27 protein-coding genes are annotated in these 26,918 nt (G+C 71.0%); 6 read left to right on the forward strand and 21 right to left on the reverse strand.

The features are described from left to right. Positions 1–6 precede the first annotated feature (6 nt). A complete protein-coding gene (locus V1227_RS26305; RefSeq protein ID WP_329788132.1) occupies positions 7–804 on the forward strand; it encodes a (2Fe-2S)-binding protein in 798 nt (265 codons plus the stop codon). Between the two features lie 239 nt (positions 805–1,043). Here V1227_RS26305 and V1227_RS26310 read toward each other — a convergent pair whose 3' ends face one another. The 5 genes from V1227_RS26310 to lysS form a co-directional block, all read right to left on the reverse strand. Continuing rightward, complete coding sequence (locus V1227_RS26310) at positions 1,044–1,841, reverse strand: ABC transporter ATP-binding protein (protein WP_329788133.1); 798 nt, start codon at positions 1,839–1,841, stop codon at positions 1,044–1,046. Continuing rightward, positions 1,838–2,896 carry a FecCD family ABC transporter permease gene (locus tag V1227_RS26315; RefSeq protein ID WP_329788134.1) on the reverse strand — a complete coding sequence of 353 codons (1,059 nt, stop codon included), beginning with the start codon at positions 2,894–2,896 and terminating at the stop codon, positions 1,838–1,840. The genes V1227_RS26310 and V1227_RS26315 overlap by 4 nt, the downstream gene beginning before the upstream one ends. After that, entirely contained in the window at positions 2,893–3,885 is a 993-nt protein-coding gene (locus V1227_RS26320; RefSeq protein WP_329788135.1) for a FecCD family ABC transporter permease, read from the reverse strand. The genes V1227_RS26315 and V1227_RS26320 overlap by 4 nt, the downstream gene beginning before the upstream one ends. A gap of 291 nt (positions 3,886–4,176) precedes the next feature. Then, positions 4,177–4,527, reverse strand: a complete 351-nt coding sequence (locus tag V1227_RS26325; RefSeq protein ID WP_090097541.1) for a histone-like nucleoid-structuring protein Lsr2 — start codon at positions 4,525–4,527, stop codon at positions 4,177–4,179. A gap of 114 nt (positions 4,528–4,641) precedes the next feature. Beyond that, positions 4,642–6,096: a lysine--tRNA ligase gene (gene lysS / locus V1227_RS26330; protein WP_329794118.1), complete on the reverse strand. Its 1,455-nt coding sequence runs from the start codon at positions 6,094–6,096 to the stop codon at positions 4,642–4,644. Between the two features lie 180 nt (positions 6,097–6,276). Here lysS and V1227_RS26335 point away from each other — a divergent pair, with 180 nt between their 5' ends. Further along, the gene (locus V1227_RS26335) at positions 6,277–7,032 is read left to right on the forward strand and encodes a class I SAM-dependent methyltransferase (RefSeq protein ID WP_329788136.1); all 756 of its coding nucleotides are present in this window, start codon (positions 6,277–6,279) and stop codon (positions 7,030–7,032) included. Here the strand turns inward: V1227_RS26335 and V1227_RS26340 are convergent. The 5 genes from V1227_RS26340 to V1227_RS26360 form a co-directional block, all read right to left on the reverse strand. Then, the gene (locus tag V1227_RS26340) at positions 7,022–7,816 is read right to left on the reverse strand and encodes a type III pantothenate kinase (protein WP_329788137.1); all 795 of its coding nucleotides are present in this window, start codon (positions 7,814–7,816) and stop codon (positions 7,022–7,024) included. The genes V1227_RS26335 and V1227_RS26340 overlap by 11 nt on opposite strands. A 10-nt stretch (positions 7,817–7,826) precedes the next feature. Next, positions 7,827–8,297, reverse strand: a complete 471-nt coding sequence (gene panD / locus V1227_RS26345) for an aspartate 1-decarboxylase (RefSeq protein WP_065915165.1) — start codon at positions 8,295–8,297, stop codon at positions 7,827–7,829. Between the two features lie 10 nt (positions 8,298–8,307). Beyond that, a complete protein-coding gene (panC, locus tag V1227_RS26350; RefSeq protein ID WP_329788138.1) occupies positions 8,308–9,198 on the reverse strand; it encodes a pantoate--beta-alanine ligase in 891 nt (296 codons plus the stop codon). Position 9,199: 1 nt separating this feature from the next. Further along, positions 9,200–10,090, reverse strand: coding sequence for a Rossmann-like and DUF2520 domain-containing protein (locus V1227_RS26355; RefSeq protein ID WP_329788139.1), 891 nt, complete (start codon positions 10,088–10,090; stop codon positions 9,200–9,202). 101 nt (positions 10,091–10,191) lie between these two features. Further along, complete coding sequence (locus tag V1227_RS26360; RefSeq protein WP_329788140.1) at positions 10,192–11,340, reverse strand: PrsW family intramembrane metalloprotease; 1,149 nt, start codon at positions 11,338–11,340, stop codon at positions 10,192–10,194. A 29-nt stretch (positions 11,341–11,369) separates the two neighbouring features. Between V1227_RS26360 and V1227_RS26365 the strand changes: the two genes are divergently transcribed. Genes V1227_RS26365 through V1227_RS26375 form a run of 3 tightly spaced genes read left to right on the forward strand, consistent with a single transcriptional unit; the run spans position 11,370 to position 13,843 of the window. Next, positions 11,370–12,284, forward strand: coding sequence for an SAM-dependent methyltransferase (locus V1227_RS26365; protein WP_329788141.1), 915 nt, complete (start codon positions 11,370–11,372; stop codon positions 12,282–12,284). A gap of 17 nt (positions 12,285–12,301) precedes the next feature. Beyond that, entirely contained in the window at positions 12,302–12,724 is a 423-nt protein-coding gene (locus tag V1227_RS26370) for a DUF1203 domain-containing protein (RefSeq protein ID WP_329788142.1), read from the forward strand. A 33-nt stretch (positions 12,725–12,757) separates the two neighbouring features. Continuing rightward, complete coding sequence (locus tag V1227_RS26375; RefSeq protein ID WP_329788143.1) at positions 12,758–13,843, forward strand: NADH-quinone oxidoreductase subunit D; 1,086 nt, start codon at positions 12,758–12,760, stop codon at positions 13,841–13,843. Between the two features lie 3 nt (positions 13,844–13,846). Here the strand turns inward: V1227_RS26375 and V1227_RS26380 are convergent, their stop codons facing one another. The 7 genes from V1227_RS26380 to ftsH are packed head-to-tail and all read right to left on the reverse strand — an operon-like array spanning position 13,847 to position 20,382. Further along, positions 13,847–15,352 carry a DUF6779 domain-containing protein gene (locus V1227_RS26380; protein WP_329788144.1) on the reverse strand — a complete coding sequence of 502 codons (1,506 nt, stop codon included), beginning with the start codon at positions 15,350–15,352 and terminating at the stop codon, positions 13,847–13,849. 50 nt (positions 15,353–15,402) lie between these two features. Then, positions 15,403–15,855: a DUF3180 domain-containing protein gene (locus V1227_RS26385; protein WP_329788145.1), complete on the reverse strand. Its 453-nt coding sequence runs from the start codon at positions 15,853–15,855 to the stop codon at positions 15,403–15,405. Continuing rightward, positions 15,852–16,346 (reverse strand): 2-amino-4-hydroxy-6-hydroxymethyldihydropteridine diphosphokinase, encoded by a 495-nt coding sequence (gene folK, locus V1227_RS26390; protein WP_236220850.1) that lies wholly within the window; start codon positions 16,344–16,346, stop codon positions 15,852–15,854. The genes V1227_RS26385 and folK overlap by 4 nt, the downstream gene beginning before the upstream one ends. Beyond that, a complete protein-coding gene (gene folB, locus V1227_RS26395) occupies positions 16,343–16,735 on the reverse strand; it encodes a dihydroneopterin aldolase (protein ID WP_236220851.1) in 393 nt (130 codons plus the stop codon). The genes folK and folB overlap by 4 nt, the downstream gene beginning before the upstream one ends. Continuing rightward, complete coding sequence (gene folP / locus V1227_RS26400; RefSeq protein ID WP_442916370.1) at positions 16,728–17,549, reverse strand: dihydropteroate synthase; 822 nt, start codon at positions 17,547–17,549, stop codon at positions 16,728–16,730. The genes folB and folP overlap by 8 nt, the downstream gene beginning before the upstream one ends. After that, the gene (folE, locus tag V1227_RS26405; protein WP_236220852.1) at positions 17,546–18,193 is read right to left on the reverse strand and encodes a GTP cyclohydrolase I FolE; all 648 of its coding nucleotides are present in this window, start codon (positions 18,191–18,193) and stop codon (positions 17,546–17,548) included. The genes folP and folE overlap by 4 nt, the downstream gene beginning before the upstream one ends. Further along, complete coding sequence (gene ftsH, locus V1227_RS26410) at positions 18,190–20,382, reverse strand: ATP-dependent zinc metalloprotease FtsH (protein ID WP_329788146.1); 2,193 nt, start codon at positions 20,380–20,382, stop codon at positions 18,190–18,192. Before ftsH ends, folE begins: the two co-directional genes overlap by 4 nt. A 328-nt stretch (positions 20,383–20,710) precedes the next feature. On the opposite strand from ftsH, the gene V1227_RS26415 reads away from it, so the two are divergent. Beyond that, positions 20,711–22,408 (forward strand): substrate-binding domain-containing protein, encoded by a 1,698-nt coding sequence (locus V1227_RS26415; protein WP_329788147.1) that lies wholly within the window; start codon positions 20,711–20,713, stop codon positions 22,406–22,408. A 176-nt stretch (positions 22,409–22,584) separates the two neighbouring features. On the opposite strand, the gene hpt is transcribed toward V1227_RS26415, so the two are convergent. Genes hpt through dacB form a run of 4 tightly spaced genes read right to left on the reverse strand, consistent with a single transcriptional unit; the run spans position 22,585 to position 26,864 of the window. Further along, complete coding sequence (gene hpt, locus V1227_RS26420) at positions 22,585–23,133, reverse strand: hypoxanthine phosphoribosyltransferase (RefSeq protein ID WP_045317223.1); 549 nt, start codon at positions 23,131–23,133, stop codon at positions 22,585–22,587. A gap of 17 nt (positions 23,134–23,150) precedes the next feature. Then, positions 23,151–24,062, reverse strand: coding sequence for a tRNA lysidine(34) synthetase TilS (gene tilS / locus V1227_RS26425; RefSeq protein WP_329788148.1), 912 nt, complete (start codon positions 24,060–24,062; stop codon positions 23,151–23,153). Beyond that, a complete protein-coding gene (locus V1227_RS26430; RefSeq protein WP_236220856.1) occupies positions 24,059–25,102 on the reverse strand; it encodes a zinc-dependent metalloprotease in 1,044 nt (347 codons plus the stop codon). Before V1227_RS26430 ends, tilS begins: the two co-directional genes overlap by 4 nt. Before the next feature lie 28 nt (positions 25,103–25,130). After that, the gene (gene dacB / locus V1227_RS26435; RefSeq protein ID WP_329788149.1) at positions 25,131–26,864 is read right to left on the reverse strand and encodes a D-alanyl-D-alanine carboxypeptidase/D-alanyl-D-alanine endopeptidase; all 1,734 of its coding nucleotides are present in this window, start codon (positions 26,862–26,864) and stop codon (positions 25,131–25,133) included. Between the last annotated feature and the right edge of the window lie 54 nt (positions 26,865–26,918).

The following is a 26,918-nucleotide window of genomic DNA, read 5'->3' on the forward strand; positions in this document are numbered from 1 at the left end:
TGCGCCTTGACCGTACCTGCGAGGGTCTCACAGCAGAACCCGAGTGCGCTCACGCCGCTGGCCGAGTCCGTCGCCCGCCTGCGGGTCGGCTCCGAGATCAGGTTCGGGATGCCGTCCGAGGACTGGACGATCTGCTCGGACCTGCTGGCGGAGCCCTCGCGCTTCGACCTGTGGCGCAAGGACCTGGCCGAGTGGATGGTCGAGCAGTACGGCGAGTCCGACGACAGGGCGACCGCCGGCTACGTCATGGGCTGGTACCTCCACCAGCCCGGCTACCTGGCAGGCCTGCTCTTCCACACCGCCCGCCGCGTCCCGTCCCTGAAGCCGAGCGACATGGCGTTCCGCATCAACACCGAGGGCCGCCCCCACCCGGACGGCATCGCGCTGTTCTGCGACGAGTTCGCCTGCCTCCCGGACGACCCGGCCTCGAACCACCCGGCGGCCACGGTCGTGGCCGACGAGGCAGCCCTGGCCGCCGTCCTGCGAGCCCGCTACGCGGCCCACGCCGCCCAGTTCGTGGCCTCCTTCGGCCAGGTGGTCCGCTTCGGCCGCCGCACCCTCTGGGCAGCAGCCACCGACATGCTGGAATACGGCCCCTGGGCAGCAGGCCGCATGTTCGGCGACGAGAACGCGGGCGTCACCGACGCGGCGATGATCCTCCCCGAGAAGCTGGCCCCGTTCGTCGCCGCTTCCTCACTGCACTTCACCGACGAGGGCTGGAAGCGCAAGCGCAACAGCTGCTGCTTCCACTACGTCCTGCCGGACGCGGAGCCGTGCACGGCCTGCCCGCGCACCTGCAACTGACCGCAGGCTGACGCAGGGGTCCCCTCGGTTCCAGCGGCCCCCGCGACCCAACGTACCGAGCGGGTCTGACACTGCCGCGAGACCGCGAGACCGCGAGGCCGCGTCACCGAAGGCGAGCCGAAGCGAAGGCGAAGCCGAGCCGCTTTGGCTTTTGGCTTTTCAGGCGGCCTCGCCGGTGGGGGTATCCCGCCGGCCCCACCTCCCAGGCCGCAAGCAACGAACCCACCAACCAGAAACGCTTACGGCAACCGATGCCGAGACCCCACGGGAACAACCAGCGGAGTACCGGCCACCGGATCCTCCACGACCCGGGCGTCCAACCCGAACACGTCCAGCAGCATCCGCTCGGTCAGCACCTCCCCGGGCGTCCCCTGGGCAACGATCCGCCCACCCCGCATGGCGACGATGTGATCCGCGTACCGGGCCGCGAGGTTGAGATCGTGCAGCACCATCACGATCGTCCGCCCCATGGAGGCGTGCAGCTCCTGCACCAGGTCCAGCACATCGATCTGATGAGCGAGGTCCAGGTAGGTGGTGGGCTCGTCCAGCAGCAGCAGGTCCGTGCCCTGCGCGAGAGCCATCGAGATCCAGGCCCGCTGCCGCTGCCCGCCGGACAGCTCGTCCACGGTCCGGTCGGCCAGGTCGGAGATCCCGGTCATCTCCAGCGCGGCATCCACGGCAGCCGCGTCATCGGAGGACCACTGCCGGTACCAGGCCTGGTGCGGGTGCCGCCCCCGCGCCACCAGGTCGGCGACGGTCAGCCCTTCGGGAGCGGACGGGGCCTGGGGCAGCATCCCCAGCACGCGGGCGACGTCCCGGGTGGCCATCCGGTCGATCTGCTCGCCGTCGAGCAGCACCGCCCCGGACCGGGCGGGCAGCAACCGCCCCAGGGCCTTCAGCAGGGTGGACTTGCCGCACCCGTTCGGCCCGATCACCGCGGTCACGGTGCCGCCGATGACCGACAGGTCCAGGCTGTCGACGACCAGCCGCTCCCCGTAGCCGATGGACAGCGACGACGCTTCGAGACGCACACTCATATCCGCGCCTCCCGGCGGCTCCGAACCAACAGGTACATCAGGTAGGGCGCACCGAGCACGGCGGTCACGACGCCGACGGGCAGTTCGGTGCGGTAGATCGTCCGCGCGACCAGGTCCGACAGCATGACCAGCACGCCGCCGACCACCACCGAGCCGAACAGCGGGGGCTGGGCGGTTCCGGCCAGGCGCAGGGCGATCTGCGGGGTGGCCAGGGCGACGAACGCGATCGGGCCCGCCGCGGCGGTGGCCACGGAGGCCAGGACGATCGCGACGACGATGAGCAGCGAGCGGGCCGCGTTGACGCGGATGCCGAGGCCCCGCGAGGTCTGGTCGTCGAACTGCAGGGCGCCGAGTACGTGGCCGCCGACCAGGGCGACCGGGACCAGGACGACCAGGGCCAGCGCGACCGGGACGACGTGTTCCCAGCCGCGGCCGTTCAGGGAGCCGGCGATCCACACCATCGCCCTGCCCGCGTCCTGCACGTCGCCGACGGTCAGCAGGTAGTGCGTGAAGTTGCCGGCCACGGCGGTGATGCCGATGCCGACCAGCACCATCCGGAAGCCCTCGATGCCCTGCCGCCACGCCAGCGCGTAGACCAGCAGGCCCGTGACCAGGCCTCCGGCGAGACCGGCGAGCGGGACGCCGACGGACGCGGCGGTGCCGGTCACCACCCCCAGCGAGCCGGAGAAGGTGATCACGGAGACCGCGCCGGCGCCCGCTCCCCAGGTCACGCCCAGGATGTCGGGCGAGGCCAGCGGGTTGCGGACGATCGCCTGGAAGATCGCGCCGGACAGGCCCAGCGCGCCGCCGACCAGCAGGCCGGTCAGCGCGCGCGGCAGGCGCAGCTCCGTCACGACGAACTGGTCGCGGCGGGTGCCCCCGCCGAGCAGCGCGTCGACGACCTGCACCGCGGTCAGCGGGAAGTCGCCGACCATGATGTCGACGACCAGGACGGCGGCCAGCAGCACCAGCGCGACCGCCACGACCGTCATCGGCCGGCGGCGCAGCCGGAACGAGACCGCGCCGACCCGAAGTGCCGTCCTCGCGGTGGTCAAATCCTCACCAGCTTCTTGCGGCGCACGAGGTAGATGAAGAACGGCGCGCCGAACAGCGCGATCATCACGCCGACCTCCACTTCCGACGGACGGGCGACCACGCGGCCGAGGATGTCGGCGACCAGGAGCAGGATCGCGCCGACGAGCGCCGAGAACGGCAGCAGCCAGCGGTAGTCCGGGCCGGTGAACGCACGCGCCACGTGCGGCACCACGAGCCCGATGAACCCGATGGGTCCGCACGCCGCGACGGCGCTGCCCACCAGCAGCGTGATCGCGAGGATGCCCAACGACCGCGTCGCCCCGACCTTCACGCCGAGCGACCTGGCCACGTCCTCGCCGAGCGACAGGGCATTGAGGCCCGGCGCGTTGAACGCCGCCAGGCCGAGACCGGCGAGCAGGAACGGCAGCACCTGGGTCAGCACCGTCAGGTCGCGGCCGGCGATGCCGCCGACCTGCCAGAACCGGAACGCGTCGAGCGACTGCTGGTCGAGCAGCACGATGGCCGACACGAGGCCGTTCATCAGCGCCGACACCGCGGCTCCCGCCAGCGCGAGCGTCACCGGCGACGGTCCGCCCCGCCCGGCCGAGCCGAGCAGGAACACCACCACGCTCGCGATCATCGCCCCGGCGAACGCGAACCAAATGTAGCCGTGCAGCGAGCTGACGCCGAGCAGGAAGATCGAGAGCACGACCGCCAGCGCCGCGCCGTGCGTGACGCCGAGGATGCCGGGGTCCGCGAGCGGGTTGCGCGTGTGGCCCTGCATGAGCGCGCCACCGACGCCGAGAGCGACGCCCACCGCGATGCCGATCAACGTCCGCGGGATCCGCAGCTCGCGGATCACGACGTCGTCCTCGACACCGGTCGGCGTGAAGAGACCGTGCCACACCCCGGACAGCGGGATCTCCTTCGACCCGATCGCGATGCTGGCCAGGCAGACGGCGACCAGCACGACCAGGAGGAAGAGCAGGCCCAACGACCTACGACCCAAGGCCCACCCTCCTCAGTCCACACAGGAGAGGTAAGCCTAACCGAACTACCTGCGCAGACCGAGGTCCAGGGCTTTGGCCCTGATCACACCGAGCCGCGGGAACGAGCGGTGGAAGATCGCCGAACAATGGCCGCGGACACGTTGCTCGCTCAACCAAAAGGTCCGGAGCAAGAGAGAACGCGATTTCGTTTGGATCGCATCGTTGGGCCCACAGTGGTTGAGCAGTCACCCAAATAGCACGAAGGGGTTCCGAGGAATCATCCTCGGAACCCCTTCGTGCTTTACCGAATTTCAGCCCTGCTGGTGGTACGCGTCGAGCACCTCGGCCGGGATGCGGCCGCGGTCCGACACCTTCATGCCCTGCTTGCGTGCCCACTCGCGAATGGCCTGGTTCTGCTCACGATCCGCCGACGCCGGACGGGCCTTCACAGCGCCGGCCGGACGACCCGGACCAACGCGCTTGCGGCCACCGGCACGTCGCGCGCTTCCCACGAAGTCGGCAAGAGCGTCCCGCAGTTTGCCCGCATTGCCCGAGGAAAGGTCGATCGTGTAGCTGACACCGTCCAGTCCGAACTCGACGGTCTCCTCAGCGGTGGAACCGTCCAGATCGTCGACGAGGGTCACCGTGACCTTCTGCGCCATGCGTATCCTCCTGGACCCCGAATGTGCGGTCACCCGCGTCGCCAACTAAAGCCTTCTGCGAGGCAGGTTAGCGCACGGGTGCCGCATTGCACCTATCGACATCCGGAAAGTTACTCATTCAGGGCGAACGAGCGGGAACAAGATGGTCTCCCGGATACCCAGACCGGTGAGGGCCATCAGCAGCCGATCGATACCCATTCCGACACCACCACTCGGTGGCATTCCGTACTCCAGTGATCGCAGAAAGTCTTCGTCGATCGGCATCGCCTCGTGGTCACCGGCGGCCGCAAGGCGCGCCTGCGCTTCGAGGCGTTCCCGCTCGATCACCGGGTCGACCAGTTCGGAGTAACCCGTTCCCAGTTCGAATCCGCGGACGTAGAGGTCCCACTTTTCGGCGACACCCGGCTTGGTGCGGTGCTGCCTGGTCAGGGGGGACGTCTCGACCGGGTAGTCGCGCACGAACGTGGGCGCGTAGAGCGAGTCGCACACCAGGTGCTCCCACAGCTCCTCGACCAGCTTGCCGTGACCGAACTTCGGGTTGACCTCGAGTTCGTGGCGGTCGCAGAGCTTGCGCAGGGTCTCGGCCGGCGTCTCGGGGGTGATTTCCTCACCGACCGCGTCCGACAACGACTCGTAGATGCTGAGCGTCGTCCATTCACCCGAGAGGTCGTACTCGGTGCCGTCCGCCAACGTGACGACCTGAGAACCGGTCACGGCTTCCGCCGCTTCCTGGATCAGCTCGCGCGTCAGTACCGCGTTCGAGTCGTACGTGGCGTACGCCTCGTAGTACTCGAGCATCGAAAACTCGGGCGAATGCGACGAGTCAACACCCTCGTTGCGGAAGTTGCGGTTGATCTCGAAGACCTTCTCGATGCCGCCGACGACGCACCGCTTCAAGTACAGCTCCGGCGCGATGCGCAGGAACAGGTCGATGTCGAGCGCGTTCGAGTGCGTGATGAACGGCCGCGCGCTGGCACCTCCCTGCAGCGTCTGCAACATCGGCGTCTCGACTTCGAGGAATCCGCGCCGGTGGAACGACTCGCGCAGAGAACGAACGACGTTCGCACGGGTCCGAACAGTGTCGCGGGCGGTCGGCCGCAGGATCAGGTCGACGTATCGCTGGCGAATGCGGGTTTCCTCGCCGAGTTCCTTGTGGGCGACCGGCAACGGGCGCAGCGACTTCGACGTCAGCTGCCACGCGTCGGCCATCACGGAAAGCTCACCGCGGCGCGAGCTGATGACCTCGCCGTGCACGAAAACGTGGTCGCCGAGGTCGACGTCGGACTTCCACTCGGAAAGCGCTTCTTCACCCACACCGGCGAGGCTCAGCATCGCCTGGAGTTCGGTGCCGTCGCCTTCGCGCAACGTCGCGAAGCACAGCTTTCCGGTGTTGCGCAGGAACATCACGCGGCCGGTGACGCCGACCTGCTGACCGGTCCGGGTGTCGGGTTCGAGATCGGGGTGCGCGTCGCGAATCTCGCGCAACGTGTGCGTGCGCGCGACTTCGACGGGGTAGGGCTCCTTGCCGGAAGCGAGCAGCCGCGCACGCTTCTCCCGGCGCACGCGCATCTGCTCTGGCAGGTCTTCTTCGCTGGTCACGAGGTTTTGCTTCGGCTGCTCACTCACGCGGAGAAGGGTACGGACACGCGCGAACTCAAAGCGAACCGGATACCACTAAATCGTTGGAAGATCCGCGTTCGGCGCCGACCGGACCAGCCCGCGCGCCGGTCCACTCACTAAGTTGGGGTGATGGATCTACACGCGAGGCGAGCGGACTCGTTCGGCGCACAGGCGGAGGCCTACGCCGAACACCGGCCTGACTATCCCGTGGCGGCGATCCGGTGGGCTCTGGAGCCACTGGGGACGGACGAGCGGCTGGACGTGCTCGACCTGGCCGCCGGCACCGGCAAGCTGACCGCGGGCCTGTGCGCGGAAGGCCACCGCGTGACAGCCGTGGAGCCCAACGAGCAGATGCTGTCCGAGCTGGTGCGCCGCGTTCACGGCGTGCGCGCGCTACCGGGCCACGCCGAGCACATCCCCGTTCCCGACCAGACCGTCGACGCCGTCTTCGTCGGCACCGCGTTCCACTGGTTCGACCAGGAGAAGGCCCTCCCGGAGATCGCGCGCGTGCTGCGGCCCGGCGGCGTGCTGGCGGCCATGTGGGTCGAGCCGGTCACGGACGTCGAGTGGGTGCGCGACCTGGAGCGGCTGTCGGCGACCAGCGTCGAGTCCGTCCGGCACGACCCCGTCTCGATCACGGCGCACCCGTCGTTCGCGCCGGAGGAGCGCACCACGTTCCCGCACAGCCACTACCGGGACTCCCCCGAGGCCGCCGTCGCCTGGATCAACACCCATTCGCGCATGATCGTCATCGACGAGCAGGAGCGCGCCGCGATCAACGACAAGATGCTCGCCTACCTGCGTGAACGCCCGGAGACGTCGAACGGGCCGTTCGACGTCCCCCTGCGCGCCGAGGTCTTCCGGATGGTGCGGGTCAGCGAGTAGGCGACAGGTTGCGCTCGAACACGAGCCGCAGCCCCAGCAGGGTCAGGTCGGGCACGTGGTGCGCGATCGTCGAGGACTCGGAGACGACCAGCGGGGCGAGCCCGCCCGTGGCGATCACCGTCACGGGGCCGGGGTCGGCCTGCTGGAGCTCCTCGGTGATCCTGCGCACCAGCCCGTCCACCTGGCCGACGAACCCGTAGACGATGCCCGACTGCAGGCACTCGACGGTGTTCTTGCCGATGACGCTGCGCGGCCGGACCAGCTCGACCTTGCGGAGCTGGGCGGCGCGCGCGGCCAGCGCGTCGACCGAGATCTCGATGCCCGGAGCCAGCGCCCCGCCGAGGAACTCGCCGCGCGACGAGATCACGTCGAGGTTCGTGGACGTGCCGAAGTCGACCACGACGCACGAGGTCGAGTAGAGGTGGTGCGCGGCCAGCGTGTTGATCACGCGGTCCGAGCCCACCTCCTTCGGGTTGTCGACGAGCAGCGGCACGCCGGTCTTCACGCCCGGCTCGACCAGCACCTTCGGCACGGCGTCGTAGTAGCGGCCGAGCATCACCCGCAGCTCGCGCAGCACCGCGGGCACGGTGGACAGCGCGGCGATGCCGGTGATCTTGTCGGCGTACTCGCCGAGCAGGCCGCGCATGGTCAGCGCGAGCTCGTCGGCGGTCATCCTGGCGTCGGTGCGCATGCGCCAGTCGCGCACGAGCGGGGCCGAGTCGCCGACCCCGTCGTACAGACCGAGCACGATGTTGGTGTTGCCGACGTCGATGGCGAGCAGCACGGTGTGTTCCTCAGTTCTCGGTCTTGATCAACGCGTCCAGCGCGGTCGCCTCGACGGTCTCCGAGGACGGTGCGCTCGTCGAGCCGTTCACCAGTCCGGAGCCCTCGGGGGCGTGGGCGGGGTCCGAGCCGAGGTCGACGACCTTGTTGTCGGCGTCCACGAACACGACGCGCGGCTGGTAGGTGCGCGACTCGGCGTCGTCCATCTGCCCGTACGCGATCAAGATCACGATGTCGCCGGGGTGCACGAGGTGCGCCGCGGCGCCGTTGATGCCGAGCACGCCGGTGCCGCGCTCGCCGGGGATGACGTAGGTCTCCAGCCGGGCGCCGTTGGTGACGTCGACGATGGCGACCTGCTCGCCCGCCAGCAGGTCGGCGGCCTCCATCAGGTCCTCGTCCACGGTCACCGAACCGACGTAGTGCAGGTCGGCCTGCGTCACGGTCGCGCGGTGGATCTTGGACTTCAGCATCGTGCGGAACATGTCATTCCCCCTACTCGTCGCCTTCGCCGAGCAACACCGCGATGTTGTCGATCAGGCGGGTGGAACCGACGCGGGCCGCCACGAGCAGCCGGGCGTCGCCGTTCTCCGGCGCGGGACCGAGGTCCGGCCCGCGCAGCTCCAGGTAGTCGAGCTCGACCTCGGGCGTCTGCGCCAGCACGTCGTGCGCGGCCTTGAGCACCGCGTCCGCGCCCTGGGCCGACACGTGCGCACCGGCGGTGAGCGCGGCCGACAGCGTCACGGCCTGGTGGCGCTCCTCCTCGCCCAGGTAGGCGTTGCGCGACGACAGCGCCAGGCCGTCGTGCTCGCGGACGGTCGGCACGCCGACGACGTCCAGCGGGAAGTTCAGGTCGCGCGCCATCTTGTGGATGAGCTGCAGCTGCTGGTAGTCCTTCTGCCCGAACACCGCGTACGTGGGCTGCACGATGTTGAACAGCTTCGACACCACCGTGAGCACGCCCGCGAAGTGGCCGGGGCGGACGGCGCCCTCCAGCTCGTCGCCCAGCGGTCCGGGGTGGACGGTGACCTGCGCCCCCTCGGGGTACATGTCCTCGACGGACGGCGCGAAGACCAGGCCCACGCCCTCCTCGCGGCAGACGTCCACGTCGGCCTCGAACTGCCGCGGGTACTTCGCGAGGTCCTCGTTCGGCCCGAACTGCAGCGGGTTCACGAAGATCGAGACCACGACCACCGTGTTCTGCATGACCTTCGCCTCGCGGATCAGCTGCCGGTGGCCCGCGTGCAGGGCGCCCATCGTGGGCACGAGCGCGACGTTGCGGCCGGCGCCGCGCAGGGCCCGCACCACGCGGTTCAGCCGCGCGGGGTCGCGGTGCACCGTGACGTCGTCCGGGCGGTAGTCGTCCTTGGTCAGTGGCTTCGTCACGTCAGTCCTCGAGAGTGGTGCGAACGTCGTCGGCCGCGTCGGGCTTGAGCAGCCCGGAGTGCTCGGCCCGGTCGGCGGTGCGCCGGGCGAGCACGCGGTAGCTGGGCAGGGTCTCGGGTGCCTGCTGCGCGAGCACGCCGAGGTGCTTGCGCAAGGTACCCGTGTCGCCTCGGGCGACGGGACCGGTGAGGGCCCGGTCGCCGTGGCGCAGCGCGTTGTCGAGCGCGGCGGACAGCAGCGGGCCGAGCAGCCGCTCGGCGTCGGCGACGCCGGCGTTCGTGAGCAGGTCCGCGGCGTCGCGGACCAGCGTGATCAGGTGGTTCGCGCCGTGGGCCAGCGCGGAGTGGTAGAGCGGGCGGACGGACTCGGGCACCCTGACCGGCTCCGCGTCCATCTCGACGACCAGCGCCTCGCCGACGCTCCAGGCCACCTCGTCGCCGTCCGCGGCCGTCACGCCGACGCACGCGGAACTCATCCGCTGCAGGTCTTCCGGACGACCGGTGAAGGTCATGACGGGGTGCAGCGCGATCGTGAGGGCGCCCAGCCCGGCGGCGGGTTCGAGGACCTTCACGCCCTGCGCGCCGCTCGTGTGCACGACGATCTGGCCCGCCCGCAGCGAGCCGGTGGCGACCAGGCCCTTGACCAGGCCCTCCAGCTCGTCGTCCGGCACGGCCAGCAGCACCAGGTCGGCGCGCTGGGCGACCTCGGTGGGATCGGCGACCGGGACGCCGGGCAGCAGTTCGTCCGCGCGGTCGCGGGAGGCACGGGAGACGGCGGAGACGCCGGTCACCACGTGGCCCGTCCTGGCGAGCGCGGCACCCAGCACGGAACCGACGCGGCCTGCCGAGACGACACCGACGGCGAGCCTCGCCGGACGTGGGGTCGCGTCCATGCGACCAACTCCTTCTGACGTTCCAGTCCCGGTGCGGGTACCAGACGACGCCGCCGAGGGTAGTCCCGCCGATCCCCTGCCGAGGGGATCGGTGACGGGACTCACCGGCGGGCGGCCGCCCTGGCGGCGTGCAGCGCGTCGAGCAGCGCCCCGTGCCGCTGCTCGGCGCTCTGGCCCGCCGTTCCCTGCTCGATGCGGTGCCGCAGGAACGCGAGCTCGGTGACCGCGATCTGGTAGGCGCGCACGGACTTGACCGCCGAGTCACCGGACTTGCGCTTGACCGCCCTCAGCCAGTTCCGGCGGCCGTTGAGGCTCGCCAGCAGGGCCACCTCGCTGTTGGCGATCCACCGGTTCTGCGCCATCGCGGCGAGCTGGCCCGCGACGATCCGCTGCTCCCTGCGCCGCTGCCACACCACGATCGCGACGGCGCCCGCGAACACCGGCACCATGATCAGGAAGTACAGGTTGATGAAGTCGGACCCGGTGCCGACGGTGGTCGAGAAGTTCCACAGCGAGTGCAGCCCGACGGCCACGAGGTAGCCGCCGATCGGCGCGATGACGCGGACCTTGGCGTTGCTAGTGGTGGCCGCGATGCCGACACCGATGCCGGTCATGGCCGTGAACAGCGGGTGGGCGAACGGCGACAGCACCCCGCGCAGGACGAACAGCGCGACCACGCCGCCGCCCATGTCGCCGAGCCCGTCCTCCAGGAAGACCCGGCCGAAGTACCAGATGTTCTCGGTGAACGCGAAGCCCGCGGCCGTGATGCCCGCGTAGACCATGCCGTCCACGACGCCGTCGAACTCGTGGCGGCGCCGCGCGAACACCGCGATGAGGAAGACGGCCTTCGTCGCCTCCTCCACGATCGGCGCGCCGACCACGGCGGTGAACGTCGTGCCGTCGTTGGTGAGCAGGTCGCCGAGGACCCGGGACGTCTGGTTGAACGCGAGCGAGCTGATCGTCGCGCCGCAGGAGCCCCACACGAACGCGAAGAGCAGCATCTTCGCCGGTTCCGGCTCCCACCTGTCGATCCACAGGAAGGCGCTCACGACGAACGCGACGGGGATGAGCGCCGCGGCGGCACCGACCAGCAGCGGCTCGATGCCGATGCTCGACGTGCCGAGCGCGAACAGCACGAGCCCGGCCGCGGCCAGCGCGATCAGCGCCACGACGGGGAACAGAACGGTCCAGCGGCGCTGCTCGATGCGCTTCTTCGGCGTCGGCGTCGGCGTCAGGTCGGCGTCGGTCACGAAAATGACCTTAGATGCACACTTGTCCGATGTTCGACTGGGAAGCCGCTTGGCACGCCGCGCTGTACGGGCCGGGCGGTTTCTTCGCGCGCGGCGAGAAGCCCTCGTCGCACTTCCGCACGTCTGCCCTGGTCGGCACGGAGCTGGCGGAGGCGTTGCTGGTGCTGCTCTCCCGCGTGGACGCCGCCCTCGGATTTCCCCCGGTCGTGGACTTCGTGGACGTCGGCGCGGGCGGCGGTGAGCTGGCCTCCGCGGTGCGTTCCCTGGCGTCGGGATCGCTCGGCGAACGACTGCGGGTCACCGCCGTGGACGTCGGTCCCCCCGTCGAGCTGGCCGGGGTCCGGTGGGTGCGCGAGATCCCGCCCTGCACCGGGCTGCTGGTCGGCCACGAGTGGCTCGACGCGATCCCCTGCCCCGTGGTGACCGGGCCGTCCTCCGATCCGTGGATCACCCGGTGGTGGCCTTCGCTGCGGGACGGCGAGCAGGCCGAGGTGGGAGCGCCCCGCGACGCCGCCTGGGCCGCCGCCGTGGCCTCCGTGCGCGGTGCCGCCCTCGCGGTCGACTACGGGCACCTGGTGTCGTCGCGGCACTTCTCGCTGACCGGGTACCGGGCCGGACGTCAGGTGCCCGTGGTGTTCGACGGGTCCTGCGACATCACCGCGCACGTCGCCCTGGACGCCTGCGCCGCGGCCGCGGGCGGGGAGCACGTGCTGGTGTCGCAGCGGGACGCGCTGGCGGCCCTGGGGCTGTCCGGCTCGGTGTCCGGCTCCGGGTGGGACTGGCTCGAGTCGGCGTCGCGGGCCGGCCGGATCGCCGAGCTGCGGGACCCGTCCGGGCTCGGCGGGTTCGGGTGGCTGCTGCACGGGTGCGGGGTGGCCGTGGCGGACCTGCTGCCTCCGCTGCCGCCCTGGCGTCCGAATCCCGCCGGAGATCCGCTCCCGTGACGGCGATCGTGGACGTCATGCGAATCCACACCGTGCCGTCGTCCGCCCCGTTCTCCGACCCCTGCCGCGAGTACCGCGAGTCCGAGCCCGGGGTGCCGTTGCGCTGCTGCCTGCGGAAGTCGCTGCCGGGTGAGCCGGTCTGGCTGCTGCGCTACTCGCCGCCGTTCGGCAAGGGGCCCTACGCCGAGGTGGGGCCGGTCTTCCTGCACGTGGAGTGCCCGGACTCGCCCGCGCTGGACCGGTTGCCGCAGGAGCTGCTGGCCGGCTCGCGGATCCTGCGGTCCTACAACGCCGCCGGGCAGATCCACGACGGCGAGGTGGTGGAGCCGGGCTCGTTCGACCGCGTGGTGCAAAGGCTGTTCGACGACCCGGAGGTCGACGCCGTGCAGGTCCGCAGCGTGTCGCACGGGTGCTTCCTCTTCGCGGTCACCAGGGCCTGAGCCGCACGTCCCGGCTCGTGAAACCATGCTCGGGTGAGCGAGCAGATCACCGTCGGCGTCGGTGCGGGGGCCCAGTACCTGGGCGTGGACCGCGTGATCGACCTGGGTCCCCTGCACCCGTCGGCCCACGGCGCCTACCGCCTGCGCCTCACCGTCACGCCCGAGCTCGTGATCACCGCCGCCGAGCCGCTCGTCGGCCACCTGCACCGCGGCGCCGAGAAGCTCTTCGAGGTCCGCGACTACCGGCAGGTGCTGACGCTCGCGAACCGCCACGACTGGCTCTCGGCGTTCTGCAACGAACTCGCGGTCGCGCTGGCCGTCGAACGCATGACGGGCATGGACGTGCCGGCCCGCGCCCAGTGGTTGCGCGCCCTGCTGTGCGAGCTGAACCGGCTGATGGCGCACATGGTGTTCCTGACCCCGTTGTCCCCCAACGCCGCCACGTACCGCGAGGGCGTGCAGGCGCTGATGGAGGAGGCGTCGGGCGGGCGCATCCACTTCATGTTCAACCGGATCGGCGGCCTGCGCGAGGACGTCCCGGCGGGCTGGACGGGCAGGGTCCGGGACTTCCTGTCCACTGTGGACGTCTCGACGCTGGAGATCGACTTCGGCGGGCTCGAAGGGCTCGGCGTCCTGCCGCACGAGGACGCGCTGGCGTACGGCGTCACCGGGCCGATCGGCCGGGCCAGCGGGGTGGACTTCGACCTGCGGCGCGACGACCCGTTGCCCGCGTACGCGCAACTCGGTTTCACGCCGGTCGTCCGGACCGCGGGCGACGCCGCGGCACGGGTGCGGTGCCTGGTCGACGAGGTCACCAGGTCGGTCGAGCTCGCCGCGGCGTGCCTGGAGCGGCTGCCGCAGGGGGCGGTGAACCTCCGGCTGCCCAAGGCCGTCAAGGCGCCGGAGGGGTCGGTCTACACCCGCGTCGAGGCGCCGCTCGGCACCTCGGGAGTGCACCTGTCGTCGCGCGGCGAGAAGACGCCGTGGCGCCTCAAGCTCCGCACGCCGTCGTTCAACAACGTCCAGGCGCTGTCGGCGTTGCTGCCCGGCACGCGGGTCGACGACCTGCCCGCGGTGCTGCGCTCGTTCGCCGTCATCGTCGGCGACATCGACAAGTGACGACTAGTCGTCGCGACGGCGCCGGCGACGGGGTGCGTCGCCCCCGCCCAGGGACGCCAGCAGTTCGCTGACGGACTTGCCGTCCGCGTGCGCGCCCGACGGGTCCTCCGGCGCCGCGCGGCGTCCGGTCGAGACGGCGGGCAGGCGCGTCGACGAGTCCTCGGCCACGCGGCGGCCCGACACGGACGGCTCGTCGGCCGCGGAGCGACGGCCGGTGTTCACGACCGGCAGCCTGGTGGACGACTGCTCCGAGGCGCGGCGGCTCACCGGCGGCAGCGACACGAGCGAGTCCTCGGACGCGGTGCGGCGAGGCGGGACGTCGTCGGCACGGCGGCGGCCACCCGCGCCGGAGCTCGACGGGCTGTCCGGCTTCAACGTCTCCCACGAACCGCTGTCCTGCGCGGGCGCCGGACGGTCGTCGGTGCGGCGGCGGCCACCGGCGGCCTGCAGGGACTTCGGGTCGATCATCTCCGTGCGCTCGGCGACGCGGGAGCGGGTCTCGGGCTTGCGGGGTTCCACGGGCTTCGCGACGGGCTTCGCCACGGGCGCCTTCGGCGGCTGCTCCGGACGCGACAACGCCTCGGTGCGGGCCGGCGGCTGCGGCGGCCGCTGCACGCGCTCGGTGCGGTGCGCCTGCGCCTGCACGGGCTTCGCCTTCACCGTCGGGGCCGGCGGCTGGACCTTCTGCTGCGCGGCGGCGGCACCGAGGCGAGCGGACACGGGGGCAGCGGCGGCACCGGGGCGCTGCTGCGGCCTCGCCGGTTCCTGCTTCGCGGCCTTCACGGGCTCGCGGCGCGCGACGGCGGGCTGCGGGCGCGGCGAGTTCCTGGCCGGGTCCGGGCGCGCGGGCTCGGGCCTCGCCTGTTCGCGGCGCGGCTGCTGCACCTTGGCGGCCTCGTGGGCGATGCGCTCGATCAGCTCGGTGCGCTCGGAGGGCTTCTCCGGCACGACGGACGCGCTGGCGGTGATCGCGGGCGTGGCGTTGATGACGCGGTTCTCGGCGCCGGAGGTCAGCCGGGACGCCTCCGAGCCGAGCGAGCGCAGGCGGGTCGACTCCGCGCGCAACGCCACCCGTTCGACCAGCACGTCGCCGCCGAGCAACGCCTGGAGGTTGTCGCGCAGGGCGTGGAGGTCGGCGCGCAGGGCCTCGATGTCCGCGCGCGACTCCTCCTCGATGCGCTTGCGGGTCTCCGACTCGATTTCGAGCTCGTACTCGCGCCGGGCAGCGACCTCGCGCTCCAGCTCGAGCTCGTAGACCGACTGGAGATCGGCCACCTCGTCGTCGCGCTCCGTGACCTGCTTGCGGTACTTGGCGGCGAGGAAGGCGCCCACCAGGGCCGCCCACAACGCGGCCACCACGGCCAGGCGCAGCATGCGGGCACTGTCGCTCAGCACGAGCACCGCCGCGGCCACCAGGGCGAGCGCCAATGCCGCTACCAACAGCAACCGCCCGGAGCCACGACCGTGATCTTCTTGCTCGCCGTCGGTCGACGCGCCTCGCCCGGTCATGGGCACTACGGTACCGCGTAGTTATGCGACTGAGACCTACGGCCGGGTATCTATTCGTTCCCGGAACTCTCCGTCGGCGTCCTGCAGCAGTGCTCGAGCCACAGCGCCGCGGCCGTCAGCGCGAGCGCCGCGACCACCCCGACAATGCCTGCCACCAGGTCGTTCGAGGCCGCCGCGAACGAGTCGCGAACGGGCAGGACGAAGATCAGCAACCCGGTCCACGCACCGAACATCAAAGCGCCCAGAACGGACGAAGCCTTCGCGAGTGCGACGGCGCGGGCGGCCGTCAGCGGCTGCACCGGACGCGCTCCCGGACGGCGCTGGATCCTGGCGCGCAACGAGAACGCGAACACGAGCTCCGCGACCGCGATGACGAACAACGTCGACCCGGCGAGCACGGGCAGTGGCGGCAACGAGTCGTACGCGAGCCGCAGCAGCAGGTGGGCCAGCAGCGCGGCGATGATCGCGACGGCCGCCAGGTCGCGGGGACGGGTGAACCTCACGAGTCCATCCAACCGGAAAGCACGAGGTCGTCGCGCCGCCGCACGCCCTCGGCCGAGAACTCCAGCGCCGCAACGGGTCCGTGGCCCGGCAGGACGGCGTCCGGCTCGACGTCGAGCCACGGGATCAGCACCGTCGCGCGCTCGAACGCCCCGGGATGCGGCAGGAGCAGCTCGGGGTGGTCCGAGGTCACCCCGTCCACCGAAACGACGTCCACGTCCAACGTGCGCGGTCCCCAGCGCTTCTCCCGCACGCGTCCGGCGGCGTTCTCCAGCGCCTGGCCGCGCCGCAGCCAGCCCCACTCGTCGACGTCGTCCGCGGCGACGACCACGACGGCGTTCAGGAAGTCCGGCTGGTCCTCGACGCCCCACGCCGCCGTCTCGTACACCGGCGACACGGCGACCACGTGCGGGCGCAACCCGTCCACGACCGACTGCAGGAAGGCCAACCGGTCGCCGAGGTTCGAGCCGATCGAGAGGACCGCGCGGCTCAAGGCTTGCCCTGGGGCAGCGGCGCGGCGAGCCGGCGCGAACGGCGGATCGTCACCGACACGTCGTCGAACGTCAGCGGGATCGGTGCGGACGGCTTGTGCACCGTCACCTCGACCGCGTGCAGCCGTGAGTCGGTCATCGCGGCGTCGGCGATCTTGCCCGCCACCGTCTCGATGAGGTCGTACGGCTCACCACCGACGATCGCCGCGGCCATCTCCGCGAGCTCGCCGTAGTGGTAGGTCTCCTTCAGGTCGTCCGTGCGGGACGCGGCACCCAGGTCGAGCCACAGCGTGATGTCGACGACGAACTCCTGCCCGTCGCGCTTCTCGTGCTCGAACACCCCGTGGTGCCCGCGCACCCGCAGGCCCGTCAACGCGATCCGGTCAGCCACGTCCCCGCCTCCACGCACCGGCGACGGCGACCGCGTCCAGCGTCCGGTCGACGTCGTGCACCCGCACACCCCAAGCTCCGTTGAACGCGGCCAGAGCGGACACCGCCGCGGTCGCGTCCTCCCTGCCGTCCGGTGGACGGCCGCCGAGCAACGTGCCGAGGAAGCGTTTGCGCGAAGCCCCCACCAGCACCGGGAAACCCAGCTCGACCAGTTCGTCCAAGCGCTGCAACAACTCCCAGTTGTGGTCGCCGAGCTTCGCGAAGCCCAGGCCGGGGTCCAGCACGATCGACGACTCCGCGACGCCCGCGGCCAGGGCGGACTCGACGCGCTCCAGCAGTTCGGCGCGCACGTCGGTCACCACGTCGTCGTAGCTCGCCAACGAGTCCATCTCCGTGCTGTGGCCGCGCCAGTGCATCAGCACGTACGGCACACCCGCGGCGGCGACGACCGAAGCCATCTCCGGATCGGCGAGACCGCCCGAGACGTCGTTCACGATCGACGCGCCCGCCTCCAGCGCCGCCGAGGCGACGGAGGCGCGCATGGTGTCGACGCTGACCGGCACCTGCTCGGCGACCAGCGCGCGGATCACCGGCACGATCCTGGCGATCTCCTCGGCCGGGTCGACGCGCTGCGCACCGGGCCTGGTCGACTCGCCGCCCACGTCGACGACGTCGGCACCGCGCTTGAACATCTCGACGCCGTGCGCCACCGCGTCGCGGCGGTCGACGTAGCGGCCGCCGTCGGAGAAGGAATCGGGCGTCACGTTCAGCACGCCCATCACGACGCAGCGGCCGGGACGAGGCAGACCGGTCACCGCGTCCGGCCCCTGATCAGCTCGATCGCCTCCGCCCTCGACGAGGCGGAGGTGCGCAGCAGCCCGCGCACCGCGGACGTCGTGGTGCGGGAGCCGGGCTTGCGCACGCCGCGCATGCCCATGCACAGGTGCTCGGCCTCGACGACCACGATCACGCCGCGCGGCTCCAGCTTGCGCACCAGCGCGTCGGCGACCTGCGACGTCAGCCGCTCCTGCACCTGCGGCCGCTTCGAGTAGAGGTCGACGAGCCGCGCGAGCTTCGACAGCCCCGTGACCCTGCCGTGCTCGTTCGGGATGTACCCGACGTGCGCGACACCGTGGAACGGCAGCAGGTGGTGCTCGCAGAAGCTGAACATGGGGATGTCCGTGACGAGGACGAGCTCCTCGTGGCTCTCGTCGAACGTCTTCGCGAGCACGCTGTCCGCGTCGGTGTAGAGACCGGCGAACAACTCGCGGTAGGCGCGCGCCACTCGCGCGGGTGTCTCGCGGAGGCCTTCGCGCTCCGGGTCCTCACCGCACGCGATCAGCAGCTCGCGCACCGCAGCCTCGGCGCGGGCCTGGTCGAAGACCCGCCGCGCGGAGACGCCGGCCTCCCCGTTGCGGGTGAGGCCGGCGTCTCCGTCGAGCTGGTGTTGCTCGGTCACTGCCGCTCGTCCTGGTCCGGCTGCGGCTTCTTCGGCTCCCAGACGTTGTGCGGCTTGCCGCCGGGCACGGTCGCCGGGGTCCACCCGGGAGGGGCGCCGTAGTTCGGCGGGCCCGCCTGGGCGCCGGGCTGACCCGGCTGGTGGACGCCGTTCGAGCCGTTCGTGGACGGCAGCTGCTCGGTGGGCTGCTCACCGGGAGCGGGATCGGGCAGCGGCTCCGGGTCTTCGTCGAGGGTGTCCTCGACGACCGGGGGCCACGGCTCGCCGCGCTCCTTGGCGAGCTCACCGGGCGTCTTGACCGGCGGGATGTCGGACGGCGTGCGGTCACCGAAGTCGTTGAACTGGGTGATGCGCGGCCGCTTCTCGACGCGGGCGAAGATCCGCTCCAGGTCCTTCTGGTGCAGGGTCTCCTTCTCGATCAGCTCGAGCGTGAGGTCGTCGAGGACGTCGCGGTAGGTGTTGAGCACCTCGTACGCCTCGGTGTGCGCGGCCTCGATGAGCTTGCGCACCTCCTCGTCGATCTCGTGCGCGACCTCCAGCGAGTAGTCCGCCTGGCGGCCGGCCGAGCGACCGAGGAACGGCTCGCCCTGCTCCTGCCCGTACTTCACGGCGCCGAGCTTCGCGCTCATGCCGTACTCGGTGACCATCGCGCGGGCGATCTTCGTCGCCTGCTCGATGTCGTTGGACGCACCCGTCGTGGGCTCGTGGAAGACGAGCTCCTCGGCGGATCGGCCACCCAGTGCGAACACCAGTCGCGCGATCATCTCGGACCTGGTCATCAGGTCCTTGTCCTCTTCCGGCACCGAGAGGGTGTGACCGCCGGTGCGGCCGCGGGCGAGGATCGTGACCTTGTAGACCGGGTCGATGTCCGGCATGGCCCACGCGGCCAGGGCGTGCCCTGCCTCGTGGTACGCGGTGATCTTCTTCTCCTTCTCGGAGATGATCCGGCTCTTGCGGGCCGGACCGCCGATCACGCGGTCGACCGACTCCTCCAGCGCGGCACCCGTGATGGTGGTGCCGTTCTGGCGGGCGGTGAGCAGCGCTGCCTCGTTGATGACGTTCGCGAGGTCGGCGCCGGAGAACCCGACGGTGCGCTTGGCGAGGCCGTCGATGTCCGCGTCCGCGGCCAGCGGCTTGCCCTTCGAGTGCACCCGCAGGATCTGCTTGCGGCCCTTCAGGTCCGGTGCGGACACCGGGATCTGGCGGTCGAAGCGGCCGGGGCGCAGCAGGGCCGGGTCGAGGATGTCGGGGCGGTTCGTCGCCGCGATCAGGATGATCCCGCCGCGCGAGTCGAAGCCGTCCATCTCGACGAGCAGCTGGTTCAGCGTCTGCTCGCGCTCGTCGTGGCCGCCGCCGAGGCCGGCACCGCGGTGGCGGCCCACCGCGTCGATCTCGTCGACGAAGATGATGCACGGCGCGTTCTGCTTGGCCTGCTCGAACAGGTCGCGCACACGCGAGGCGCCGACACCGACGAACATCTCGACGAAGTCCGAGCCGGAGATCGAGTAGAACGGCACCCCGGCCTCACCGGCGACGGCCCTCGCGAGCAGCGTCTTGCCGGTTCCCGGCGGGCCGTAGAGCAGCACGCCCTTGGGGATCTTGGCGCCGAGCGCCTGGTAGCGGCCGGGGTTCTGGAGGAAGTCCTTGATCTCCTCGAGCTCCTCGACGGCCTCCTCGGCACCCGCGACGTCGGCGAACGTCGTCTTGGGCATGTCCTTGGAGAGCTGCTTGGCCTTGGACTTGCCGAAGTTCAGGACGCGGTTGCCACCGCCCTGGGCGTTGTTCATCATCCACATGAGCAGCAGCAACAGCAGACCGAGAGGCACGAGGTAGATCAAGATCTGCATCAGGATGGACTCCTGGCTGACCTTGGTCTCCACCGTCGGCTTGTTGCCGGCCTGGTCGAGGACGGTGAAGATCTCGTCCGTCGAGCTGGCCGGGAACTGCGTGATCAGGCGGTTGTTGCCCTCGAACGTGGTGCCGTCGGTGAGGGTGAGACGGAGACGCTGCTCCTTGTCCTCGATCGTGGCTTCCTTGACCTTGCCATCCCGCACCTGTTGCAGTGCCTGGGACGTCTTCACGGGGTGGTAGCCCCGCGAGTCGTCAAAGAGAACGGTGAAGACGAAGTACAGCAGCAACACCGCAGCGATCCACAGCAGCGGGTTGCGAAGCAGGCGCTTGCGGTCCATGCACTTACGGCCGGCGGGCGGCCTCGACCCTCCCTGACTTGCGCGTCGGGCAGTGGAAGACCCACATACCGCGTCCGACCAGCCTACCGCCCGCTGGCCGGGTACTGAGCAACCAACGGGCGGGGGCGCTTCCGGGTTCCCGCGGGTGACCCCTGCCACGCATGTTCACGCACTTTGGTTCATCCGGAACAAATGCCGCCGGACAGACGAGTGACGCAGGTCACGCCATCTCATTACGTTTGAGGGTCACATGTCATCCTCATTCGTCCCCCCGAGTGTTTCCCCGCCACTCGAAAGAGTGAACACGTGACCGAAGGTAAGTAACTGTATGTCAGCACGTCACACGTCCCCCGGACTGTTCCGGCGGGTGGCCCTGCCCGTGGGCGCCCTGCTCGGGGTGATCGCGGCGGCGGGCGTCACGGTCGTGGCCCTGCGGGTCACCAGCGGCGCCGACTGCTCGGGCGCTCTGCCGTTGAAGGTCGCCGTCACCCCTGCCGCCCTCGATGTGGTGAACGCGGCCGCACAGGACTACCAGCGGTCGCAACCGGTCGTGCGCGGGCGGTGCGTGCAGGTCCAGGTCGAGTCGCGCAACGCGGCCGACGTGGCCAACGAACTTCCCACCGCGCAGATCAACCCGCACTCCCTCTGGGTCCCCGACTCCTCGATGTGGGCGGCGGAGGCCCAGCGCCAGGCCGCGGAGACCGGTCCGGAGGCCCCGAAGCTGGACATCAAGCCCTCGCTGGCGTCCAGCCCGCTCGTCATGGCGGGTTCCGAACAGGCGATGTCGAAGATCGGCTTCCCGGTCCAGCCCGTCTCGTGGGCGAAGGTCGTGGACCCGAAGGTCCAGATCTCCATGAGCGACCCGACGATGACCTCCGAGGGCCTCGCCTCGCTGTTCGTGATCCGCACCCTGCTCGGCAACGCGGACGGCACCCCGAAGCCCGAACTGGTCGGCACGCTGCTGCGCGTGGGCCGCAGCGCCGTCCCGTCGGTCCGCGACGCCTTCGGCAAGGTCACCACCGACGCCGGCAAGGCCCCGCTCTTCGCCGCCACCGAGCAGTCCGTCGTGGCGAACAACCGCGCGGTGAAGGACAACGCCGTCCTCGGCGCCCCGCCGAAGGAGGGCACGCTCTCGTTCGACTACCCGCTGGTCCGGGTCTCGCGCCCGAACGAGCAGGAGGGCATCGGCGAGGCCGCGGCGGAGTTCGAGAAGGTCCTGCGCTCCGCCGACACCTCGAAGCGCTTCGGCGAGGCGGGCTTCCGCACCGTCCAGGGAGCAGCCCCGGCCAAGTGGTCGACCGACGTCGAGGGCGTCCAGGCGGGCGACGTCAAGCTGATCGAGACCCCGAACGCCGACCAGGTCTCCGAGCTCCTCAGGACCTGGGGCGCCATCAACCTCGACATGCGCATGCTGACCGTCATCGACGTCTCCGGCTCCATGATCGAGAAGAGCGGCAACGGCAAGACCAGGGTGGAAGCCGCCACCGCGGCGTCCATGACCGCCCTCTCGATGCTCCCGGACACCACCGCCATCGGCCTCTGGGCGTTCTCGACCGACAAGAAGCCGCCGAACGACTGGATCGAACTGGTCCCGATAGGGCCTCTCGGCGAACCGCTGGCCGGCGTCACCCGCCGCAAGCGCCTCGAAGCGGGAGCCTCACAACTCCCCGGCCTGGTCGGCGGCGGCACAGCGCTGAACGACACGACCCTGGCCGCCTACCGCCACGTCCTGTCCGGCTACGACGCCTCGAAGGTGAACTCCGTCGTCCTCATGACCGACGGCCGCAACGACGACATCTCGTCCATGGACACCGCCGCGCTGATCGAGACCCTCAAGCGGGAGTCCGACCCCGCCAAGCCGGTCCCGATCATCATGGTGGGCCTCGGCGACGAGGTGGACATGGACGCTCTGCGTTCGATCGCCGCGGCCACGGGCGGCAAGGCGTACCAGGCGCCGAACCCGGAGGACATCCGCGACGTTCTCCTCGACGCGGTGTCGCAACGCCGCTGCCGTCCGAACTGCTGATTCCGCTCGACGCGACGCCGGGTTTCCCACGGGAGGCCCGGCGTTTTCCTCCCCACGCGCCGGGTGGCGGTTGGCACCCGGGCAGGCCAGCACCAGCGCGACCCGTGCAACAACGAGCCACGCACAAGAACGGGGGCGCAGCCGAATCGGCAACGCCCCCGCCCGCGAACCAACCCTCAGCTCGAATAGACCTTCGGGTCCAACGTCCCGATGTACGGCAGGTCCCGGTACCGCTCCGCGTAGTCCAGCCCGTACCCGACGACGAACTCGTTGGGGATGTCGAACCCGACGTACTTCACCGGGACCTCGACCTTCACCGCGTCCGGCTTGCGCAGCAGCGTGCACACCTCCAGCGAGCGGGGCTTGCGGGACTGCAGGTTCTTCAACAGCCAGGACAGCGTGAGCCCGGAGTCGATGATGTCCTCCACGATCACCACGTTCCGGTCCGCGATGTCGCGGTCCAGGTCCTTCAGGATCCGCACCACGCCGGAGGACGACGTGGAGGAGCCGTAGGACGAAACAGCCATGAACTCGAGCTGCACCGGAACGGGCAGCGCGCGGGCGAGGTCGGCCATGAACATCACGGCGCCCTTGAGCACGGTGATCAGCACGAGGTCGGAGTCACCTTCTGGGTGATCATCCGCGACCTGCTTGGCGAGTTCGGTGACCTTGTCGCTGATCTCCTGCTCGGTGATGAGCACGGATGCGATGTCGCCGTCGTACACGGACAGGTCCCCTCTGCTTAAGACTGTGGTTCCACAACGAGCCTGCCATGCGCGCGCCGCACGACAAAGCCGCCGGGTAGCCAGACACCGCCCTGACCGCGCCATTCACTCACCAGTGCGTCGACTCGTCGCAGGTGTGAATCGGACAGTTCAGGCACGCCTTCGTAGATGAGCCACGACCTGACCACCCTGCGTCGCAGTGCCGCGGGCAACTCGGCGATGTCGTCAACGGCACAGCAGTCGCCGGTGAAGGCTGCCGCGAGGGAGTCGAGTGCGTCACAGTCCTCACGCAGCTGGGCCGCCGTGCGCGCCAACGACGACGCGACGCCGCCCTGCAGCACGGATTCGAGCAATGGCAGCACCTCGGCCCGCAGGCGCACGCGCGTGAACGACGGGTCGGCGTTGTGCGGGTCGTCCCACGGTTCGAGGCCCTGCTCCGCGCACGCGGCACGGGTGACCTCCCGCGACACGCCGAGCAGCGGACGGCCCCACGGCGCGTCGAAAGCGCGCATGCCGGCGATCGAGCGCGGGCCGGAACCCCGGCCGAGGCCCAGCAGCACCGTCTCGGCCTGGTCATCGAGGGTGTGCCCGAGCAGCACCACGCCGGACGACGGCCTCAGGGCCGCGTAGCGGGCGTTGCGGGCCGCCGCCTCCGGTCCGCCGGGACCCGACACCACGACGGGCTCCACGCGCGGCACGAGACCCAGGTCGGCGCACTGCCGGGCCGCCTTCGACGCCACGTCCGCCGACCCCGGCTGGAGCTGGTGGTCGACCACGACGGCCGAGGCACCGGGCACCAGCCTGGACACGGCCGCGGCCAGCGCGAGCGAGTCGGCGCCGCCCGAGACCGCGACGGTCACCGCCTCCGGTCGCACGGCGTCGAGGAAGCGGCGGACCGCCGTCCGGACCTCGGCGACCGGTCCGTTCACGGCGCCACGCGGCGCAGCCAGCCCATCGGCTCGGCGATCTCCGCCCTGGTCGGCAGGGTGTCGGCGGAGGTCCAGATCGCGTTGAAGCCGTCCATGCCGACGCGCTCGACGACGTACTCGGTGAACCGGGCGCCTTCCTCGTACTGGCGCACCTTCGCCTCGACGCCGAGCACCGTGCGCAGGATCCGGTCGAGCAGGCCGCCGCCCTTGCGCCGCGCGCTGAAGCGGCTGCGGATCGTCGACACCGACGGCACGACGGACGGCCCGACGGCGTCCATCACGTGGTCGGCGTGGCCTTCGAGCAAAGTGGACAGAGCGATCAACCGGTCCAGCACGGCCTTCTGCTGCGGCGACTGGACCAGCTCGATCAGCCCCATCGGACCGTCGCCCTCGCGCAGCTTCTGCCGGAAGTCGCGGATCACGTCGGACAGCGGCGCGCGTTCCTCGTCCATTGAGGACAGCAGCGTGGTGACCTGGTCCGAGAAGTACCGGCGCAGCCACGGCACGCCGGTGAACTGCAGGCGGTGCGTGCACTCGTGCAGGCACACCCACATGCGGAAGTCGTCGTCCGGGACGTCCAGGGCCTGTTGCGCGCCAACGATGTTCGGCGCGACGAGCAGCAGCCGTCCGGCGAGCTGGTCCTGGGGGCTGAACGGGTCGTACTGGCCGAGCACGCGCGAGGACAGGAACGCCATCACGACGCCCGCCTGCACACCGGCCGTCCCGGCGAGGATGCCCGCCATCGGACCCGTCTGGCGCGGCATGGCGGGGCCGGTCAGCGCGGCGAGGCCCTGCGCGGCGGCCGCCACCCACGCCGGGCGGTCGACGACCTCGCCCGGCAGCAGCGGCAGGCCCTGGCCGAGCCCTGTCAGCTCGCGGACGTGCACCTCCGCCTGCGGAGCGAGCTCCCGCAGTCTGCCGACGACGTGCTCGGCCTCCTCCTTGCCGATCACCGGACCTGGTCGCACGAGTCGCACGGCGGTCGAAACCGCCAGGTCCCAGTCCACCGGGCCGAGCTCTGCCTCCGTCGCGCCGTTCACGCTTCCGACGCTACCTGCGCACGGCCCGCTACGAACAGCCACAACCCCGCAACGCAGCGGCCAGCACGTCCAGCGCGGGCCGGACCTCGGTCTCCGGGTTGCGGTTGCTCGCGGACATGAACGAGAACACGAGCACCCGTCCGTCCACGTCGACGACCACGCCGGCAAGCGCGTTCACGCCGGTGAGCGTGCCGGTCTTGGCCCGCACCCAGCCCTTGCCCTGCGCGGCGGTCCCGCCGTAGCGGTCGGCGAGGGTGCCGCTGCCGCCCGCGACCGGCAGCGCCGTCAGCAGCGGCCGCAGCTTCGCGGTGCGCGGGTCGTCCAGCGCGGGCTTGGCCGCCGCGGTCAGCACGTCGGTGAGCAGCTTGGCCGGGATCTTGTTCGACGCGGACAGCCCGCTGCCGTCCACGAAGCTCGCCCCGGTGAGGTCGAACCCGTTCTTGGTGAGCACGTCCCGCACGGCCTTGACCCCGCCCGCGAACGACGGCTCGTTGCCGGTCTTGATCGCGATCTCGCGGGCGATCGCCTCGGTGAGGACGTTGTCGGAGATCTGCATCATGTTGTCGACGAGCTGCTCGACCGGCGCCGACTTGATCTCGCCGAGCACCGGCGCGCCCTGCGGGGCCGTGCCCGCCGACGCGGCGGGAGCCCCGACGCGCTGGGCGAACGCGTCCGCCGCCGCCTGACCGGGGCTGCCGGTGCGCACGCCGTTGACGTTGGCCTGGTCGACCCGGCCGCCGTCGAGCATGAACGGCACGATCGGCGCCACCGAGCCGCCCGCGATGTCCGCCGACTCCCACTGCGGCCCGAGCGCCTCGCCCGCGTACCGGCTCAGGTCGAACTGGACCTTGGTGACCTGGCCCTTCTGCTTCACCTGGTTGGCCAGGTCGTCGAGGGTCGCGGCACCGGGGTAGACCGACCTGCCGGGCACGCCGGAGATCGTCGGGTCGCCACCGCCCACGATCACGACGGTGCCGGGCTCGGCGCCCTGGACGACCTTGGTGGACAGCTGGTCGGTCCTCTCGAGGCTGAGCAGCGCCGCGGCGGCCGTGAGGATCTTGAGGCTGGACGCCGGGGTCGCGGCCGTGGTGTCGCCCTGCTGCCACAGCGCCGCGCCGCTGGCGGGGTCGACGACGCTGCCGGTGAGCGTGCCCAGGGCGCTGTTGCCCGCGGGACCCGCGAGGGCCTGCTTCACGCCGGCCGGGCTCGGCGCCGGTCCGCCCGCCGTGACGGCCTTGACGAGCGGCTGGACGACCGCGGGCGCTGCCGGGGGCTTGGTCTCGACGGCCGTGGCACCGCCGAACTCGTCGACCGCGTACACGGTGGCGCCCGCCAGTGCCGCCACGACCAGCAGGCTCAGGACCACGACCAGCGGCTTGCGGCTCTTCCCCGGCTCGTCGGTGGCGAGGCGGTCCTCCGGCTCCTCGTCGTAGCCGGTGACGGGCAGCTCCCGGGGCTCCTTGCGCGGCGGCGGCACCGGACGGGACTGCTCGGAGCGCGGCGGCTCCTGCCGCGCGGGCGCCTGGGCCTGGAGCTGGTCGACGCGCTTGGTCTGCTCGGGGCGCTGCGGTTCGGGGCGCTGCGGTTCGGGGCGCTGGGACTGCTGGGACTGCTGCGGTTGCCGGCGCGGCTGCTGCTCGGTCCTGGAGTGCTGGTCGAACCACGACGGCTCGGAGTTCGGCAGCTGGTCGACGCGCGCCGTCTTGGCGTTCGGCACCGAGAGCTCGGTCGTCCTCTGGTCGCCCTTCGGCTCGACGCGCACCGGAACGGCCCGGGGTTGGCCGACTTCCGGACCAATCGCCCCGTGAGACTTCCC

It is taken from the genome of Lentzea sp. DG1S-22, from assembly GCF_036321065.1.
Taxonomy (GTDB): Bacteria; Actinomycetota; Actinomycetes; order Mycobacteriales; family Pseudonocardiaceae; genus Lentzea; species Lentzea jiangxiensis.

What these genes read in the sequence shown, in the direction of transcription:
- V1227_RS26310 (WP_329788133.1), bottom strand. Translation starts at nt 1,841, where the DNA reads ATGAGTGTGCGTCTCGAAGCGTCGTCGCTGTCCATCGGCTACGGGGAG.
- V1227_RS26325 (WP_090097541.1), bottom strand. Translation starts at nt 4,527, where the DNA reads ATGGCGCAGAAGGTCACGGTGACCCTCGTCGACGATCTGGACGGTTCC.
- lysS (WP_329794118.1), bottom strand. Translation starts at nt 6,096, where the DNA reads ATGCGCGTGCGCCGGGAGAAGCGTGCGCGGCTGCTCGCTTCCGGCAAG.
- V1227_RS26335 (WP_329788136.1), top strand. Translation starts at nt 6,277, where the DNA reads ATGGATCTACACGCGAGGCGAGCGGACTCGTTCGGCGCACAGGCGGAG.
- panD (WP_065915165.1), bottom strand. Translation starts at nt 8,297, where the DNA reads ATGTTCCGCACGATGCTGAAGTCCAAGATCCACCGCGCGACCGTGACG.
- V1227_RS26355 (WP_329788139.1), bottom strand. Translation starts at nt 10,090, where the DNA reads ATGGACGCGACCCCACGTCCGGCGAGGCTCGCCGTCGGTGTCGTCTCG.
- V1227_RS26365 (WP_329788141.1), top strand. Translation starts at nt 11,370, where the DNA reads ATGTTCGACTGGGAAGCCGCTTGGCACGCCGCGCTGTACGGGCCGGGC.
- V1227_RS26370 (WP_329788142.1), top strand. Translation starts at nt 12,302, where the DNA reads ATGCGAATCCACACCGTGCCGTCGTCCGCCCCGTTCTCCGACCCCTGC.
- V1227_RS26380 (WP_329788144.1), bottom strand. Translation starts at nt 15,352, where the DNA reads ATGACCGGGCGAGGCGCGTCGACCGACGGCGAGCAAGAAGATCACGGT.
- ftsH (WP_329788146.1), bottom strand. Translation starts at nt 20,382, where the DNA reads ATGGACCGCAAGCGCCTGCTTCGCAACCCGCTGCTGTGGATCGCTGCG.
- V1227_RS26415 (WP_329788147.1), top strand. Translation starts at nt 20,711, where the DNA reads ATGTCAGCACGTCACACGTCCCCCGGACTGTTCCGGCGGGTGGCCCTG.